Consider the following 17,835-nt stretch of genomic DNA (forward strand, 5'->3'; position numbering starts at 1 on the left):
ACAAATGAATAATAATTTGAATAAAGATTTAAATATAGCTGGAAGATTGTCACTTGTTTTTATAAATCATCCACTAACATTCATCTTTGGTGTTTTTATTTTAGCCTTAGGATATATCTCACTTTTAATAATGCCAAGGGAAGAGAATCCACAAATAAAAGTAAGTGGTGGTGTGGTAATCGTAGCACTTCCAGAAGGAAGCCCAAGCGAAATTCAAAAGGTAATAATTGAACCACTTGAAAAAAAAATAAAAGAGATAAAAGGTGTTGAAAATATTTACTCTTATGCCAAAGATTCAGTGGGAATCGTGCAAGTTCAATACTTTATAGGTCAAGATAAAGAGGCTTCAAATCTAAAACTTTATGATCAAGTTATGAGGAATATGGATTTAATGCCTCAAAATGCAATGCAACCAATAATTAAAACTATGGATATAGACACAGATATTCCAATTGCTACAATTGCATTTTATAGTGATAAAGAAAATGACAAAGATTTGATTTCACAAACCCAGCTTTACAATGAAATAAATAAAATCACTAAAGAGCTAAATAAGATTAAAGATGTTGCATTAGTGGATTTAAAAGGTGAAAAAAAAGAGCAATTTAATGTAATGGTTGATGCAAATAAATTATCATCTTATAACCTTTCATTGGGGCAAGTTATGAAACAAATCCAAGGGCTTTCATATAAAACTCCAAATATTACAACAAATACTCAAAACTCTTCAATAGTTGTTTTTGGAATAAAACAAGCCGTTGAAAATGTAAAAGATTTAGAAAATCTAATCATTTCTTACAACTTTCAAACGCCTATTTATTTAAAAGATATTGCAAAAATTGAGAAGTCTTATGATATTCAAAATAAAAAAGAGGCTTTGATTTATTTAAGAGATGTAATAGAAGATTTTGAAGAAACAAATCAAATTACACTTAGTGCTTCAAAATTAAAAGGTGGAAACTCAGTTACCATAAATAAAGAGATTTTTGAATATATGGATTCAATAAAAGATGATTTATTAGCAAAAAAAATAAAATATACTATCACAAGAGATGACGGATATACTGCGAATAATGCAGTAAATGAGCTTGTTTCAAATCTGCTGATTTCTATTGTGATTATTGCTATTTTACTTATTTTTACACTTGGATTAAAAGAGGCAATGATTGTATCTTTAATGGTTCCAATGATTTTATCTTTGACACTATTTACTGGATTAGTTATCAATGAATCAATAAATAGAATCACACTTTTTGCTTTAATTGTATCTTTGGGAATGTTAGTTGATGCTGCAATCATTGTAATTGAAAATATTCATCGACATAAACTTGAATCACCTCATTTAGACATTTCAATTGTTTCAATAAATGCTACAAATGAAATAGGAAATGCCACAAATATTGCAACAATTGCAATTATAATGACTTTTATTCCTATGTTTTTTGTAGGTGGAATGATGGGGCAATTTATGCACCCTCTTCCTGTTTTTGTGCCTATTTCTTTAGCTATGTCACTTTTTGTGGCTTATGCCTTTACACCTTATTTAGTTAAAAAATTTTTATAGGATATTAGATGAGATTAGAAAAATTTATTTATAGTATTTTAGAAACTCCATTTAAATCTTATATGGTTTATTTTATTACCTTAGTTCTGTTTATTTTAAGCCTTGCTACTTTTCCAACACAAATTATAAAAGCAAAAATGCTTCCAAGTAAGGATTCAAATACTTTTTCAATTTATGTTGATTTAAAAGATGGTTCAAGTATAAATCAAACAAAAGAAGTTACTCAATGTATATCCCAACATCTTCAAAAAAATAAAAATATTACAAATATTTCTGCTTTTTTAGGTGAAGGTCAACCCCTTGATTTTGCTGCACTTGTTAAACAAAGCGCACTAAAAGATAAAGAGTCACAAGCTGAAATGATAGTAAATATTTTAAAACAAGAAGATAGAGACATTACAAGTTACAACCTAGTAAGTAAATTAAGAGACGAGGTTCAAAAAAACTGTTCTTCTTTATATGATGCAAATATTAAGTTTATTGAACTTCCTGCTGGTCCTCCAGTTTTAGCTTCAATCGTGACTGAAATTTATGGTGGAGAGAGTTTTCAAAGTAGAAGAGATTTTGCTTTAAAAATAGCTCAAATACTTAAAAATCAAACAAGTTTAGTTGATATTGATATTTTAGCTGATAAAGATTTTGTGATGTATGAGCTTGAACTTGATAACTCAAAAGCCATTATGAGTAATGTAGATTTAGAACAAATAAAAAATATACTTTTTTTAGCTTTTGAAGGAATGAAAGTATCAGTAATAAATCAAAGTAATGCTCAGAATCAAATCCCAATTTTTTTAAGACTTGATGATTCAAGATTATTACAAAACTCAACTGCAGATGATTTAAAAGCAAAACTTCAAACTCTAAAAATCATAAATAAACAAGGAAATACAGTTAGTATTTCTGAATTTGTAAAAATAAAAGAAATTATAAAAGAACCAACAATTACTTCTAAAAATTTAAACTTAATGATAAATGTAATTGCAGAGACAAACAAAGATAGTCAAATTTATCCTTTATTAAATGCAAGAGATGAGATGTTAAACTCTTTATCAAAAGATTATGAAGTGACAAAAACAAACCTATTAAATCTATCATTTGTAGATAAAAAAACAAAAGAGAAATTTGATTTAGTATTTGATGGAGAATTAAAAGTAACTATTGATACTTTTATTGATTTAGGTGGAGCATTTATAATAGCTTTAGTTTTAATCTTCTTTTTAATGGTTATGTATTACAAAAGTTTTGCAATTTCTGGTGGAATCGTATTATCAAGTTTTATCTCAATTATTGGAGTTATTTTTGCCCATGTAATTATGGATTTAATTACAACTGATACTTTTTATTTAACGGCAACTTCGCTTATAGGATTTATTGGACTTATTGGAATAAACTCAAGAAATTCTACATTAATTATAGATTTTTCAAAACAACTGGTTCATGAAAAAAATCTAAGTATTAATGAAGCCATTGCAAAAGCCACAGCAACTCGTTCTAAGCCAATAATTCTTACAGTTCTAACCATGGTATTCGCAAGTGCTTTAATAGCAAATGATGCAGTATTTGGAGGTCTAGGAGTTGCACTAATTGGTGGAACGTTAATCTCTTATATTGTTTCTATGTTTTTTGTGCCAGTTATTATCAAAAACCAGTTAAAAAAGATTTTATAATCTTTTTTAACTCTTTTATAAAATTTCGAAAATTGTTTTTTTAGAGTATTTCAAAGCATTTTTAATTATGGTAATATATTTGGTATTACTTGTTTCTTTATTAGTGAAATTGCAAAGATAAGGGTCTAATTTTTGATTAAATAATGTGTAATTTGAACTTGCATTAACAAATAAGAATTTTTCTTTTGCTTTCGCTAAATTAAAAAGATATAACCACTCTTTATAAAATTTTCCCATTTTAATAGTCTGATTATCCCCTGTTAAAAAATTTGTGTGTTTAATAACAATACATTTATTAAACTCTAATATTTCAATATCTTCAATTCTAATATTTTGCAAGTCTTTAAACGTTTTAACATATAAAAAAGGCAACATTAGAAAAAGAATATTTAAGAGATTTTTATTATCATTTTTATTAACTTCAAAATATAATAAATATTTTTTTAAAAATCCTTCCATATCAAATATCACTTCTGGATTTCTTGTTTTTGACTTGTTACTTATTGCGTTATTTATTTTTTTGTATTCTTCTTCTGTTATCGAATTTTCACTAAACAGTTTTTGATTTAACTCTTTTAACCTTTTAGAAAAGATCCTAAATGTCCCATAAGATTTATCATTAATATATTCAACTATAAAATCATAAATATCACTTTGATTATTTATTATTTTTAATAATTTATTTTCAAAAATATCTGCTTGACTTTTTGACATCACAGTCCTTATATCATTTTAATAATTCTAAATTAAAATAATTATATTTATTAAAATAATGTAATAAATACATAAATTTTATATATATTAAAATTTAGGTTCTTTAATACCATATTTTTCAAACCATTTTGTTTTCATAATTTCATCCGTAGATAGATTTCTTAGAAAATCATCTCCTTGATTCTGAAAATACAAATCAGTCCAAGTTTTACCCAACCATTTGTGTCTTTCTAATGTTTTAGGCTCCATAGATTTTTCCCAATCATAGTAACTACTAATTCGGCTAGATGTAAAATAATTATATGACTTTTGTACTCTACTCATTTCAACTCCAAAATTATATTTAGTTAATATTATATAATAATTATGTTAATTTTATATAAAAATTCATATTTATGTTTATTAAAAGTAATATCTTCTTCAATATTAATTAATTATTATTTATTTAATATAAATTCATTTTATTTATAGTTTCATTATCTATTTTGCTATCTCTATTTTTTAATTTTTCAATCATTTTCTTTTTTTTCTCTTCATTTAGATTTTGACCTACTTTTATTTTACAACTTACATTTTGGGGTTTCAACTCAATAATTGCAGTTTTGTTTATCATTTTTGTATACATTGCTTTGTCAAATGCTATTGGCTCATAAGATCCATCTTCTTGAAACTTTTGCATTAAAGCATTTAGAACTTCTGCTTTTTTATCGCCATCTTCGATGAAACTTACAACTCCCTCAAATAATACAGAAGCAAAAAATTGTGTTGCAGGACAAGCAGCAAATGTATCACTAAAATATGATGGAATAAAAGAATAAGGTTTAACTACTAAAAAAGAGGCTAATGGATTATTTTTCATAGCTTCGATTTTTCTTCCTTCTTTTGCTCCATGAAAAAATATAGAACCATCATAAACAACATAATTTAAAGCCACACAATAAGGTTTATTTTCACTAATAAGACTTAAAGTACCATATTCACACTCTTTTAAAATTTCATTGATACTATTTTCATCTTTTATATTAAATTCATCTCTTCTCATTTTTTATCCTTTTTTTTAAGTTTTTGATTTGTATAATATCAATAATCTGAATCTATGCCAAGATACATTTTTTTATTTTTTTATGAGGACAGTTTGATGTATAAATTTGAAAAAAATACAATTCCACTTTATATTCAATTATATGAACAGATAAAAGAAGATATAAAAAATAATTTATTAGCAGGAAGTAAACTTCCCTCAATTAGAAAAATGGTTGATGAATATAATTTAAGTAAAAATACAATTCAGTCAGCCTATAATCAGTTATATGCGGAGGGTTACATTGAAAGTAAAGCCAAAAGTGGATATTTCGTTTCTGAAGATATTTATCAAAAATTTGAAAAAGATTTAAATGAAAGTTTTGATAAAAAGAGCAAAAACAAAAATTATAAAATCAATTTTTATCCAGCAAGTTTGAGCAAGAGTTCCTTTCCAAAAAAAACATGGCTAAAACTTTATAGTAAAGTTTTAAAAAGTGATATTCATTATGGAATATACCAAAACAAACAAGGTGATGAAGGATTAAGACAAGAGATACAAAAATATCTATTTTCATCAAGAGCAGTAAATTGCACTAAAGATCAAATAATCATTACAAGTGGTTTTTCAGATTCAATGTTTATTGTAGGAACTATTTTAAAAACTATCTCAAATAGTTTAGCTATTGAATATCCAGGATATGCAGTTGCTAGAAAAGTTCTTGAATTATTAGCTTATGATATAAAAGATATTTCAATAAATTCAAATGGCATAGATATAAATCAATTGGAAAAAACAGCTTGTAAATCTATATATCTAACTCCATCTCACCAATTTCCAACAGGTGTTACAATACCAATTGCTAATAGAATAAAATTAATACATTGGGCAAAAAAAAATGACGCATATATTATTGAAGATGATTACGATAGTGAACTAAGTTATTATAATAGACCAATTCCAGCTATGCAAGGCTTAGAAAATAGTGATAGAGTAGTTTATGTTGGAACTTTTTCAAAAGCTCTCTCACCAGCGCTGAGAGTTGCTTATATTGTTTTACCCATAAAATTACTTCCTATTTATTATTCAACTTTTGATTTCTCATTTTCAGGTGTACCTATTGATCTTCAAAAAACATTAGAACTTTTTTTAAAAGATGGTTATTGGGATAGACATTTAAGAAAAATACGAAATTTAAATAGAAAAAAACATGAGATAATGAAAAATAGTTTACTTCATTATTTAAAAGATGAAATAAAAATATTAAGAGAAGGAAGTGGCTTAAATCTTTTAATAAAACCCCTTATAAATATAGATTTAAATAAATTAGAAAAATTAGCTCAAAAAAGAGATGTAAAAATCTATTTTAAAGAATATTTTGAAATAAAAAAAGTCTTAGCTTTAGGTTTTGGTGCTTTTGAAGAGGACGAAATAGAAAATGCAATCAAAACCTTTAGAGAAATTTGGCAAGAGGCCAAAAGTTTTAAATAAAAATTAAACTTTTGTAACCCAAACCCCAACACTAAGTGTTGAATCAGAAATTCCTGAAAATGAACCAGCAATTGGAGGAACATTATCCGGTAGTCTTGAAACTGCAACTGAAATGTGGTCAGTGCCTACGATATTTCCAGTAGTTGGATCAAAACCTTTCCAGCCACCACCAGGGAGATAAACTTCTGCCCAAGCATGAGTTGAACCAGCTTGATCAGACATCAAAGGTGCATAAAGATAACCACTTACAAATCTTGTTGCTAAACCTAAACATTTAACAGCTTCCATGAATAAAAAAGCGAAATCTCTACATGAACCAGAGCCATAAGTTAATGTTTGTTTTGCAGTTTGAACCCCTGCTTCTTCTCTTACTTTATAGGTAAAGTTTTTAAATATATAAGTTGTTAATTTTTGTAAAAGGGTATAAGTTTGAATCTTTTCGCCATATTTATAAACATTACCTATCCAATTATTTAAAAGTATTCTACTTTCTTCATTTGGTAAAACCATATAAGATGAAAGAATAAAATTATCATTTGGTAAATATTTAAAAGGATAATTTATTGCATAATCAGCAACTATGAAATCAAGTGGTGATTCATTGTACTGTTGAATGATAACTTCACTTTCAATAAAAAGTTGTTGAGTCGGTGTCTCAAAAGTTGCAATTGCCACAGAATTATCTTCAACATCTAAATGCCATAAAATTTTAGCCTTAGGAGTAATATTTAATGTAAATAACTCAATACGTAACTCATGATTTTCTCTTGGTCTTAAAAGCAAATTATGAGTTCCTAAATTTACATTGTCCGAATAATTATAGTAAGTTCTATGAATTATTTTAAAACGTTCCATAATTTATCCTTAATTAATTTTTTTAACTTTTATTTTTTGAGAACTAGGAAAAAGAGTTGAACCAAACTGAGTATAAACAGCTACATCAGCTGCATCTCTACCATGTGCAATAACAACATAACCCTCTTTATTTATATCTTGTGTTGCATCAAATCTATACCAACCATCACCAATATAAACTTCAAACCAAGCATGTAAATCCATAGGTTCTAATTCATATAAATAACCAACAACTATACGAGAGGGAATACTTATACTTCTACATAAAGCAATTGCTAAATGAGCTAAATCTCTACATACTCCATATTTTCTATTATTTACTTCAATTGCTGTTACTTGAGTGTCACTGCTGTTATTTTCAAAACTAATATTATTTCGTATCCAATTGGTTATTGCCAATACTTGTTCATATCCCAAAGGTAAACCTTGCGTAATTTGTGTTGCCATTTGATTAAAGCAATCAGATTCACAATAACGACTAGGAAGTAAATATAAAAGAACATCGTGGGGTAAATTATGAATGTCAACAAATTCTTTTCCAAAAGAATTAATTGAATTATCTTTTATTATAACTTTTGTGCTACATTCTATTTTGAATTTTCCAGGAGGTGCTACTAATCTTTGATAGAAATTACCATAAATATCTTGAAATTGATTAACTTCAACATTTGGTTTTATTTGAAACTCTTCTAGTGATATAAACTGATTTAAGTTATTTTGCGGTCTTAACATAAATAAAAATGGAGTAAATTCAGAAATGTCGAATTTGAAAATGCAACTTGTGTACAACCACATGAATTAATCCTTTAAGATAATATTCATACATTGTACACTAATTAAAAACATTTAAGTAAAAAGAACCTTATAAAAAGTAAGTAATTATAAATCAATAACCATTGCGATTTCATCACAAATAGGAAAATGTTTGCATCTAATACAATCTGCCCAGATTTTGTGTTCAGGAATTTCTTCTTTTGAAATTACTCTAAAGCCACAACTTTCAAAAAATCCTTGTTCATAAGTTAAAGATAAAAGTTGTTGTATTCCATACTCTTTTGCTTCTTTTATACAGGCATCTACAAGTTGTCGACCTAATTTCAGACCTCTAAACTCTTTTGCCACAACTAAACTTCGTACTTCTGCTAGTCTTGGAGAGTGAATATGAGTAGCTGTAAATCCAGCCATTTTTCCATCTACTTCAACAACAGTATATGAACGAATCGTAGTTGCCATTTCATCTTCTGTTCTTAAAAGAATTTTTCCACTTGCTACTTCTTCTCTAACAATATCCTGCATTTTTGTAATATCAGCCACGGTTGGCTTATAGAATCTAATGTCCAAATAAGTATCCTGTAATTTTATTTTGTAAATCTATCATACCCTTTTTTTTCAAATTTGATATAAAAATTCCTTCAGGGTACTCTCTTTTTAATTTTGCTAAATCATTCATTTTTAATTTATCTATTTTTGTAAAGGCTTGAATGATAATTTGATCACCCCTTTTTATAGTTCTTAAAAATTCATCCACATTTTTATCAATATCAAGTAAAGGATGTCTTGAATCAATCAAATGTACAAATATTTGTAAACATTGTCTTTGTTCTAAATAAGCCGTTAGATTTCTATTCCATTCAGCTTTAATACTTTTAGAAACTTTTGCATAACCAAATCCTGGTAAATCCACAAATCTTGCATATAAATATGGTAACTCTTCATTATCTGTTTTGAAATTAATTTCAAAATAGTTTATAAGTTGTGTTTTACCTGGTGTTGAAGAAGATTTTGCTAAACCTTTTCTATTTGTCAAAGTATTAAGCAATGATGACTTTCCAACATTCGATCTTCCTAAAAATGCAACTTCAGCTCTATCTGGACTTGGAGAATCCATAATTCCTTGTGCAGATTGTAAAAATTTAGCTTCAGTTATTCTCATTATTGTTTTCCTTTATCTTGTCCACGTTCAACATTTATCATAAATTTAACTGGTTTATTTTCACTACCTTTAACTCTTGCTTCACCGGTTAATTGATTTACATAAATGGTATCACCATAAACTTTTCTATCATCATTTTTTTCTTGTAAAAAACCATTACCTAAAATTGTATATTCCTCTTTTTGAGGAGAATATATTATTTTATCTCCATTTCCTATATAGTGTTTATCCGCTGTTATTATTTCAAAATCCGCATTACCTGTTGCAACATATTTTAAAGGAATTTTTGTATTATCTTTAGTTGTAGCGAAATAGACATCTACTTTATTAGCATTTAATTTATCTGCACCCATTCTTATTTTCACATTTCCAGTAAAAATAGAGATTCCGTTTTTGTCATCGGCTTGAAAATCTTGTGCATCTATCATCAAAGTTTCACTTTGAGCTAATAAAAGTGTAGAACAAAGTAAAGAACCTATTAAATATTTCATTTTTTTCCTTTTTTAATTTTTAGTAACATCAATTTCGAAATGCGTATTTTTTGCTTTTATAAAACTATTATTTATATCTAAATAGACTGTATCGCCTTTTACAAAATGATTATTATAAATAGCATCAAATGGTTTTGTATTATTAGCTATTTTTTTTGTATCATCATAAAAAAGTTCATTTGTATTTAATTTGATAAAATTATCTCTTGTGTATTTCACATTATCTGTTAAAATATAACTATTACCTTTTTTTACTATCAAATTTGCTTTTAATTTCTCATTTTTAAAATCTTTTGTTTCATCTTGATTTTTCAAAGTAATATCAGCATTATACATTTCATCTCTATTTTCGTATTTTATTGCATGTGTTGCAATTACAATTCTATTTAAGCTATTTTCATTTAATGTATACATTTTAGGTGATTCAAAAATAACTTGTGGAATATCTTTATCAAATATACTTTTTTTTGCATTTTCAACAGGAATAAAGTAACTACCTAAAGATATAACTAAAAGTATTAAAATAAAAAGCTTTATACCCATGCGTTTAAGAACTCCTCTTCAAGTCCATCTTCTTTAAAGATATATTCTAACATTTCTCTAACAGCTCCATCTCCACCTCTATTTTGACAAACTACATTTACAAAATCTTTTAAATAATGTGTTCCATTTGCAGGAGTAAAAGAAAGACCAACTTTTTTTAACATATTATAATCATTTAAATCATCACCAATGGCTGCTACTTGACTCCATGAAAGATTTTCTTCTTTTAATATTTGCTCCAAAACTTCTTGTTTATTTTTAATTCCCTGATGAAGATGTGTAATGTTTAACTCTTTTGCTCTTTTTTCAACAATAAAAGAACTTCGTCCAGTTATTATTGCTGCTTTTTTACCAAATTTTTTTGTCCAAACAGCAATTGCTAAACCATCAGCAACATCAAAAGATTTTGTCTCTTCACCACTATTTGAATAAGTAATTTTTCCATCTGTTAAAGTACCATCTACATCTAAAACAATTAGTTCAATCATAAAACACCTTTTGTACTTGGAATTCCTAATCTATCATTTTTCACTAATGCTCGTCTTAGTGCCACAGCAAATGCTTTGAAAGAAGCTTCTAAAATATGATGTTTATTTCTTCCTCTATCTTGTATAATATGTACAGTCAATCCAGCATTTCCAGTAACTGCATGAAAAAACTCTTCAACTAACTCAACATCAAAATCTCCAACTTTTCCACTTAGATTTACTTCATAAACCAAATACGGTCGATTTGACAAATCTAAAGCACATGTTGTTGCGGCTTCATCCATAACAACTGTTGCATTTCCATATCGCTCAACTGCTTGGATTGGGAAAATTGCTTTTTTTAAAGCTTGTCCTAGAACTATTCCACAATCTTCAACAGTGTGATGAGCATCAATATGTAAATCTCCATCACAAGTTAAATCTATATCAATTCCACTATGCTTTGACAAAGCTTCTAACATATGGTCAAAAAATCCAACACCTGTTTTTATGTTTGATTTTCCAGAACCATTTATATCAATTTTACAGTTAATATCTGTTTCTTTTGTTTTTCTATTTATTTCTACCATCTTCTTTTCCTAATTATTAATTATTAGAACATTACCTAAACCATTTGAATCTTTAAATCTTTTTGCAGCATCAGCATTATTAAAGCCACCAATTAGAACTTTATATAAAACTTTCCCATTTGAAAAAACTTTTTTTACATCAACTTTATTATTAACAAATTTTCTTTGATATTCATTTTTTGTTTTTTCAGCACCATTTTCTAAACCAAAAGCACCAATTTGAATACTATATTTACCAGCTGATAAAACTTTGTTATTACTATTTACATTTGAAGTAGGTTTTACAACATTTTTATTAACATTTGTATTTGTAATAGATTTACCAACTTTATTATTTACAACTGTAGAAACAGGTACAACAGGGGCTTTTGTTGATACTATTGAGTCTTCTTTAATTGCTAAAGGTTCAAGTGCAGCTACCTCTTGTTTTTTACCTATAAGAGTTGGATCATTTTTTGGTAATTGTGCATATGGTGCATCTTTATTCTCAATTTCGCCATTATATCCTAAAACAGTAATTTTTACTTTTGCTGTTCCTTTTCTTACCATATCAATTTCGTTTGCTGCTTTATTTGATAAGTCGATAATTCTACCTCTAACAAAAGGACCTCTATCATTAATTCTTACAATAATTGATTTTCCATTTTCTAAATTGTCAACTCTTACAACAGTATTCATTGGCAAAGTTTTATGTGCAGCTGTCATATCATACATATCATAAATTTCACCATTTGAAGTCTTTTTTGAATGGAAATCTGGACCATACCAAGAAGCAGTTCCCTCAAAATCATCTCCAATATTTGCAATAAATGGATAATATTTTATACCAAAAACACTATATGGTCGCATTGTATACTTATGCATTTCTAGTGAGTTGTTTATTTTTGAATTTTTAGTATCTTTATAAAATTTATTATAATCAACACTAGAAGATTTTTGTGAACAACCAGTAAAAAGGAATACACTTAATAATAAACCTAAAAATAAAATACTCTTCAAACTATTACCTATTAATTTCAATCTTCTCTCCTACTTTTATTAAATTAGTTTTTTTCTTATTATCATCTTTTAATTTTTTTAAACTAACTTTATATTTTTTGGCAATAGATTCTAAAGAATCACCTTTTTTTACGTTATAAATAATTGCTTTTACATTATTATTTTTTTTAGGGTCTATAACTTTAGTATCTTTTTTTGTACCTTTTTTTATTTCTTGAATATTTTCTTTAGTAGGTCTTATAGTAACTATTTTTTGATTATAAATATCTAATTTACTTTCAGGAATATATATATTATAAAGTTTTGAATCAATAGGAAGTACTTCTTTTTTAACATGCTTATTTATATTTTTAAATTCATTGTAATTCATATTAATTGCAGCTGCAACAGATTTTAATTGTAAACCTTTGTGAACTTTTACCTTTGCTAATTTATATTTACTTTTATTATCTATACTTTTAAATAAATCCCTATTGGCAATCATTGAAAATACTATCAACTTTTTCATGTAAAGAAGACTAGATTCAGGTAAGTATTTATTCTTTTGATTATTATCTACCAAATAGTCAAAACTATAAAATGATTTATAATTATTATAAATATCATATAAATTATTAAAACCTTTTTTATTTATTTTATAATCATCAAATATTTTTTGATTATTTTTAATCTCTTGATTATTTCTAAAGTTAGGATTTAGTTCTAAATATCTATCAAGAGAAGCTCGTGCAACTCCTTCTATTACATTTCCTTCGCCACAATTGTAAGCTAAAATTGCTAAATACCATTTATTCAATTTTTTATAATACTTCTTTAAATAAGAACTCGCAGCATCAGTAGATTTAATTAAATCAAGTCTTTCATCAATAAATTCATCATTTCTTAATTTTAAGTTTTTTGCAGTTAAAGGCATAATTTGCCATAATCCAGCAGGACTATTTTTTCCTCTTTCTTGATTAGTAAAACTTGATTCTAACATTGGAATAAAAAATACTGTATCTGGAAGATTTTCACTTTCGATTTCACTTTTTACTATTTGCGCATTTAAAGTGAATTTTCTTAGAATATTATTGTAATAAGTTATATTTTGACTTGATGAATATTCGTCATATGTATCTTGTAAAGATTTATTAGATAAAAATGAAGATTCAATATTTAAATCTTTTAAAATTTTTAAATCTATTTCATTTGAAATATTTGCAAAAAGTGTATTTGTTAAAATAAGTATTGTTAAAAAAAATTTATTCAAAAAGTCCTCTTCTTTTGATATAGCTTATATTATATCTAAGAAAGACTAGAAAACTCTTTAAATAATTTTTTTGCATTATTAGTAGTTAATTTTTGAATTTCATCATCACTTAAGTTAAGTAATTCTGACATTTTACTAGAAACAAAAACCGTATAATAAGGCTCATTTCTTTCACCTCTATGAGGATGAGGAGTAAGATAAGGAGCATCAGTTTCTATTAATAATCTTTCTTTTGGTATTTTTGGAAGTATATCAACTAATTTTTTTGCATTTTTAAAAGTTAAAACTCCACCTATTCCAAAATAGAAATTGTGTTCAGATAATGGAAGTAAATGTTCACTTGCATTAAAACAGTGTAAAACTCCACCTACTTCTTTAGCATTATAATCAATCAAAATTTGTCTTGAATCATTTGAAGCTTCTCGAATATGCACAATCAAAGGTTTTTTTACTTTTTTTGCAAAGTTTATTTGAGCTATAAAAACCTCTTTTTGTTTTTTTATATTCTCTTCTTTTTCAATTTCATCTTCAGGAAGTCTAAAATAATCTAAACCACATTCACCAATGGCAATACATTTTGGATGACTAACATATTTTTCCATAGTTGCTTCATCAAATTTATCTATATCATAAGGATGAATTCCAACTGCAAAATATACTTCATCATATTTTTCTGCCAAAGCAATAGCTTGTGGCAAATCATCAAAATCAGCTCCAGGGATTAAAAATCCCTTTACATTATGATTTAAAGCATTTTGAATTACGTTATCAATATCTTCGTAATATTGTTTGTTGTCTAAGTGACAATGAGTATCAATAATTATGATAATAACCTTTTATTTACTAAATTTATAATATTGTTTATTTGAGAAATATCAGCATGTTTTATCCAAGCATCAATCCCAAAATTTTTAAAAGCTTCATAATCACTATCATCATCAATAATAGCAATAGAAACAAACTTATCTTTACAAACTTTCCCTTTATTCTCTTCAAATTCAAAAATTGAATCAATATCAATAATTACAATGTCAGCATCATTAGCTTCTCCTGTTGTATGAAAATATTCAACGTTAAATTCAGGATTAAATAAAGACTCATCTATTTGACAAAATGTTACAATATTCATAATAATACTCCATGTTTTTTAATAAAAATTATTCTAGCTAAAAGATTATTAATTTATATAACTTATAAAATATATCTTGCTGTGTCGATGTTGTCAACAATATCATCTAATTTACTAGCAACTAATTCTTTTGTTACTATAACTTTTTCACCTTTTCTCTCATCTGCATCAAAAGATATATCTTCAATAACCTTTTCAATAACAGTATGAAGTCTTCTTGCACCAATATCTTCCGTTTTTTCATTTGCAGTAACTGAATATTTTGCAAATGCTCTTATTGCTTCATCATCAAACTCTAATTCTACTTCTTCTACAGCTAAAAGTGCTTTATACTGTTGTAAAAGTGAGTTTTTAGTATTTGTTAATATTTTATATAAAGCTTCTTCATCAAGAGATTCTAATTCAACTCTTAAAGGAAATCTTCCTTGAAGTTCAGGTATTAAATCACTTGGTTTTGAAACATGGAATGCACCAGCTGCAATAAATAAGATGTGGTCAGTTTTTAACTGTCCAAATTTTGTTTGAACACTACTTCCTTCTACTATGGGAAGTAAATCTCTTTGAACACCTTCTTTTGATGGATCTTGTCCTTGAGCTTTTTTTCCTGAAGCAATTTTATCAATTTCATCTAAAAATATAATTCCACCATTTTCGCATCTTTTAAGTGCTTCAATTTTTATTGCTTCTTGATCTAATAATCCTTCACTACAAATACCTCTTAACAAGATTTTTGCATCGTAAATTGTTACTTCTTTTTTAATAGTTTCTTTATTTAATCCACCTAACATTTTATTTAGGCTTTCTTGCATTGAACTCATATCAAAAGGCATTGAAGAATCTAAAATTTCAATATGAGCTTTTTTGGGAACTTCAATTTCAATTTTTTTATCATCTAAAGTACCATCAAGAAGTTTTTTCTCCATAGTATTAAAAGTTTTAATAAAAGACTCTTTTGCACTTTCACTAGCAGTTTCAGGAAGTGGTGGTACTAATTTTTCAATTATTTTTTTATTTACTTCTTCATCAATTTTATCTTTGATTTTTTCTTCAAACTCACGAGTTACTAAATTTATACCCTCATAAACTAAATCTCTAATCATAGACTCAACATCTCGACCTACAAATCCAACTTCTGTATATTTACTAGCTTCAACTTTTACAAAAGGCAATCCCATCATTTTTGCAAGTCTTCTTGCAATTTCTGTTTTACCAACTCCAGTATTTCCAATCATCAAGATATTTTTAGGCATTATTTCTTCTTGGAAAGCTGGATCTACTTTCATTCTTCTGTATCTATTTCTAAGAGCTAAGGCAATAGTTTTTTTTGCATTATTTTGCCCGATAATATAATCATCTAAGTATGCAACTATTTGTTTTGGTGTCATATCCATAGTGGGTTAATCCTCTATTTTTAATATTTTAATATTTTGATTAGTGTAGATACAAAGTTCACCTGCAATCATTAAAGATTCTCGAACAATTTGTTCTTCATCTAAAGTTGAATGTTTAGCAAGGGCACGAGCAGCTGAAATGGCAAAATTTCCACCACTTCCAATAGATGCAATTGCACCATCTTCAGGTTCAACAACATCTCCTGTTCCACTTAATATAAAAATTTTTTCTTTATTTAAAACTATCATCATAGCTTCTAATCTTCTTAAAACTTTATCTTTTCTCCACTCTTTAGAAAAGGCAATTACTGATTTTAGTAAATCACCTTTGCAGGCATTTAAATGTTCTTCAAACATATCAAAAAGGTTGAAAGCATCAGCTGTACTTCCTGCAAAACCTGCAAGAATTTGATCTTTATAAAGTGTTCTTATTTTTGTTGCATTTCCTTTTAAAACAGTATTTCCAAAAGTAACTTGACCGTCACCTCCAATTACTGCTTTATTAGCACCTCTATATGCAAGTATAGTTGTTGCATCAAACATATAATTATTCTCCGATAATGTCAACTTTTAAAGTTGCATGAATTGAGTGTCCTAACTTACAATCTAACTCGTAAATTCCAACAGATTTAATTTTTTTATCTAATGATATATTTTTTTTATCAAGCATAATAGAAAATTGCGATTCTAATGATTCAGATACTTCTTTATTTGTAACTGAACCAATTAATTGTCCATTTGCACCAACTTTATGTTTTATTGTAAGTTTTGTTGCATTTAATTTTTCTGCTAATTCTTTTGCAGTTGCAATTTCTTTTGCTTCATTTTCTGCTAATTTCTTTTGTTCTGCTTTGTATCTATTTAAAACTTCAGTTGTTGCATGTAAAGCTAAACCTTTTCCAATTAAAAAGTTTTTCCCATATCCATCGGCTACTTCTTTTAGCTCACCTGCTTTTCCTAAAGTTTTTACATCTTTGATTAATAATACTTTCACAATAACTCCATTCTATTTTAATTATTTTATTTTACTATATTTTTTTTAAACCATTATAAAGAGATTTTATTTACTAGATTGTGCTTGATTAAGATTTATTTTTATCTTTCTTTTCTTAACATAATTATTCAATCCAATATGATTATTGTAACCTAATAATTTAGAAATTTTTCGTACACTTAATCCAACACCTAAAAGTTCTTCAATTTTATCTCTTTGTAAATCAAACTTAGATTTTTGGATTGTACCTTTTGGTTTTCCCAAAGACATACCATTTAATTTTTTTGCTGTTAATGCTTCTTTTGTCCTTAAACTCATTAACTCTTTTTCTAAACCAATAGTCATTGATATTACACCTAAAATCATTTGAGTTAACATATCTTTGTCATCTATTAAATCTAAACTCTCTTCAATAACAATGATTCTAATTTTATTTGATAATAAGAATTTTACTATTTCTAAAATAGTCTCTATTGTTCGTCCAAAAACATTTAGATTTGAAACAATAATTGTTGAATTCATTTCACAATTTTGTAGAAGTTCTAATATGTTTTTTTCTTCATTTGGAGTATTGATATTTATTTCTATATTCTTAAAATTTGTTATGTTATTTTTCTGTAAATAATTATCTATAGATTCTCTTTGTTTTAATGTGTATTTCTGATTATTCTCATTATTTCTGATATAAATAAAAACTTTTGACATATAAAATCCTTTTACATTAAGTATATTATATA

The 17,835-nt window shown here is 26.6% G+C and carries 22 protein-coding genes; 3 read left to right on the forward strand and 19 right to left on the reverse strand.

Annotated elements, in window-relative coordinates; genetic code table 11:
• The first annotated feature begins 4 nt into the window (after window positions 1-4).
• A complete protein-coding gene (locus tag AVENP_RS16000) occupies window positions 5-1,564 on the forward strand; it encodes an efflux RND transporter permease subunit (RefSeq protein ID WP_128358046.1) in 1,560 nt (519 codons plus the stop codon).
• Between the two features lie 8 nt (window positions 1,565-1,572).
• Window positions 1,573-3,231, forward strand: a complete 1,659-nt coding sequence (locus tag AVENP_RS16005; RefSeq protein WP_128358045.1) for an efflux RND transporter permease subunit — start codon at window positions 1,573-1,575, stop codon at window positions 3,229-3,231.
• Window positions 3,232-3,246: 15 nt separating this feature from the next.
• Here the strand turns inward: AVENP_RS16005 and AVENP_RS09270 are convergent, their stop codons facing one another.
• From AVENP_RS09270 to AVENP_RS09280, 3 genes are all read right to left on the reverse strand, one after another.
• Window positions 3,247-3,945, reverse strand: a complete 699-nt coding sequence (locus AVENP_RS09270; RefSeq protein WP_128358044.1) for a hypothetical protein — start codon at window positions 3,943-3,945, stop codon at window positions 3,247-3,249.
• A gap of 87 nt (window positions 3,946-4,032) precedes the next feature.
• Window positions 4,033-4,269: a hypothetical protein gene (locus tag AVENP_RS09275; RefSeq protein WP_128358043.1), complete on the reverse strand. Its 237-nt coding sequence runs from the start codon at window positions 4,267-4,269 to the stop codon at window positions 4,033-4,035.
• A 121-nt stretch (window positions 4,270-4,390) separates the two neighbouring features.
• Window positions 4,391-4,987: a pyridoxamine 5'-phosphate oxidase family protein gene (locus AVENP_RS09280; RefSeq protein WP_128358042.1), complete on the reverse strand. Its 597-nt coding sequence runs from the start codon at window positions 4,985-4,987 to the stop codon at window positions 4,391-4,393.
• Between the two features lie 96 nt (window positions 4,988-5,083).
• Between AVENP_RS09280 and pdxR the strand changes: the two genes are divergently transcribed.
• Entirely contained in the window at window positions 5,084-6,457 is a 1,374-nt protein-coding gene (gene pdxR / locus AVENP_RS09285; protein ID WP_128358041.1) for a MocR-like pyridoxine biosynthesis transcription factor PdxR, read from the forward strand.
• A 3-nt stretch (window positions 6,458-6,460) separates the two neighbouring features.
• Here pdxR and AVENP_RS09290 read toward each other — a convergent pair whose 3' ends face one another.
• From AVENP_RS09290 to AVENP_RS09365, 16 genes are all read right to left on the reverse strand, one after another.
• Entirely contained in the window at window positions 6,461-7,312 is an 852-nt protein-coding gene (locus tag AVENP_RS09290; protein WP_128358040.1) for a transglutaminase family protein, read from the reverse strand.
• A 9-nt stretch (window positions 7,313-7,321) separates the two neighbouring features.
• Entirely contained in the window at window positions 7,322-8,107 is a 786-nt protein-coding gene (locus AVENP_RS09295; RefSeq protein WP_128358039.1) for a transglutaminase-like domain-containing protein, read from the reverse strand.
• Between the two features lie 84 nt (window positions 8,108-8,191).
• Window positions 8,192-8,653, reverse strand: a complete 462-nt coding sequence (locus AVENP_RS09300) for an N-acetyltransferase (RefSeq protein ID WP_128358038.1) — start codon at window positions 8,651-8,653, stop codon at window positions 8,192-8,194.
• A complete protein-coding gene (gene yihA / locus AVENP_RS09305; protein ID WP_128358037.1) occupies window positions 8,643-9,245 on the reverse strand; it encodes a ribosome biogenesis GTP-binding protein YihA/YsxC in 603 nt (200 codons plus the stop codon). Before yihA ends, AVENP_RS09300 begins: the two co-directional genes overlap by 11 nt.
• Window positions 9,245-9,736: a lipopolysaccharide transport periplasmic protein LptA gene (lptA, locus tag AVENP_RS09310; RefSeq protein WP_128358036.1), complete on the reverse strand. Its 492-nt coding sequence runs from the start codon at window positions 9,734-9,736 to the stop codon at window positions 9,245-9,247. Before lptA ends, yihA begins: the two co-directional genes overlap by 1 nt.
• 12 nt (window positions 9,737-9,748) lie before the next feature.
• Window positions 9,749-10,279, reverse strand: coding sequence for an LPS export ABC transporter periplasmic protein LptC (locus tag AVENP_RS09315; RefSeq protein ID WP_128358035.1), 531 nt, complete (start codon window positions 10,277-10,279; stop codon window positions 9,749-9,751).
• Window positions 10,270-10,767: a KdsC family phosphatase gene (locus AVENP_RS09320; RefSeq protein WP_128358034.1), complete on the reverse strand. Its 498-nt coding sequence runs from the start codon at window positions 10,765-10,767 to the stop codon at window positions 10,270-10,272. The genes AVENP_RS09315 and AVENP_RS09320 overlap by 10 nt, the downstream gene beginning before the upstream one ends.
• A complete protein-coding gene (gene hisB / locus AVENP_RS09325) occupies window positions 10,764-11,336 on the reverse strand; it encodes an imidazoleglycerol-phosphate dehydratase HisB (RefSeq protein WP_128358033.1) in 573 nt (190 codons plus the stop codon). The genes AVENP_RS09320 and hisB overlap by 4 nt, the downstream gene beginning before the upstream one ends.
• A 9-nt stretch (window positions 11,337-11,345) precedes the next feature.
• Complete coding sequence (locus AVENP_RS09330; protein WP_128358032.1) at window positions 11,346-12,356, reverse strand: septal ring lytic transglycosylase RlpA family protein; 1,011 nt, start codon at window positions 12,354-12,356, stop codon at window positions 11,346-11,348.
• Window positions 12,340-13,584 (reverse strand): transglycosylase SLT domain-containing protein, encoded by a 1,245-nt coding sequence (locus AVENP_RS09335; protein ID WP_128358031.1) that lies wholly within the window; start codon window positions 13,582-13,584, stop codon window positions 12,340-12,342. The genes AVENP_RS09330 and AVENP_RS09335 overlap by 17 nt, the downstream gene beginning before the upstream one ends.
• Window positions 13,585-13,619: 35 nt before the next feature.
• Complete coding sequence (locus AVENP_RS09340) at window positions 13,620-14,408, reverse strand: TatD family hydrolase (protein WP_128358030.1); 789 nt, start codon at window positions 14,406-14,408, stop codon at window positions 13,620-13,622.
• On the reverse strand, window positions 14,405-14,713 hold the full coding sequence (locus AVENP_RS09345) for a hypothetical protein (RefSeq protein ID WP_128358029.1): 309 nt from the start codon (window positions 14,711-14,713) through the stop codon (window positions 14,405-14,407). The genes AVENP_RS09340 and AVENP_RS09345 overlap by 4 nt, the downstream gene beginning before the upstream one ends.
• A 62-nt stretch (window positions 14,714-14,775) precedes the next feature.
• Window positions 14,776-16,104, reverse strand: a complete 1,329-nt coding sequence (gene hslU / locus AVENP_RS09350) for an ATP-dependent protease ATPase subunit HslU (RefSeq protein ID WP_128358028.1) — start codon at window positions 16,102-16,104, stop codon at window positions 14,776-14,778.
• A 6-nt stretch (window positions 16,105-16,110) separates the two neighbouring features.
• Complete coding sequence (gene hslV / locus AVENP_RS09355) at window positions 16,111-16,647, reverse strand: ATP-dependent protease subunit HslV (protein WP_128358027.1); 537 nt, start codon at window positions 16,645-16,647, stop codon at window positions 16,111-16,113.
• Between the two features lie 4 nt (window positions 16,648-16,651).
• Window positions 16,652-17,098 (reverse strand): 50S ribosomal protein L9, encoded by a 447-nt coding sequence (gene rplI / locus AVENP_RS09360; RefSeq protein WP_128358026.1) that lies wholly within the window; start codon window positions 17,096-17,098, stop codon window positions 16,652-16,654.
• Between the two features lie 66 nt (window positions 17,099-17,164).
• Window positions 17,165-17,803 carry a recombinase family protein gene (locus tag AVENP_RS09365; RefSeq protein ID WP_128358025.1) on the reverse strand — a complete coding sequence of 213 codons (639 nt, stop codon included), beginning with the start codon at window positions 17,801-17,803 and terminating at the stop codon, window positions 17,165-17,167.
• Window positions 17,804-17,835: the final 32 nt, after the last annotated feature.

The sequence above is a fragment of the Arcobacter venerupis genome (assembly GCF_013201665.1).
GTDB classification, from domain to species: domain Bacteria; phylum Campylobacterota; class Campylobacteria; order Campylobacterales; family Arcobacteraceae; genus Aliarcobacter; species Aliarcobacter venerupis.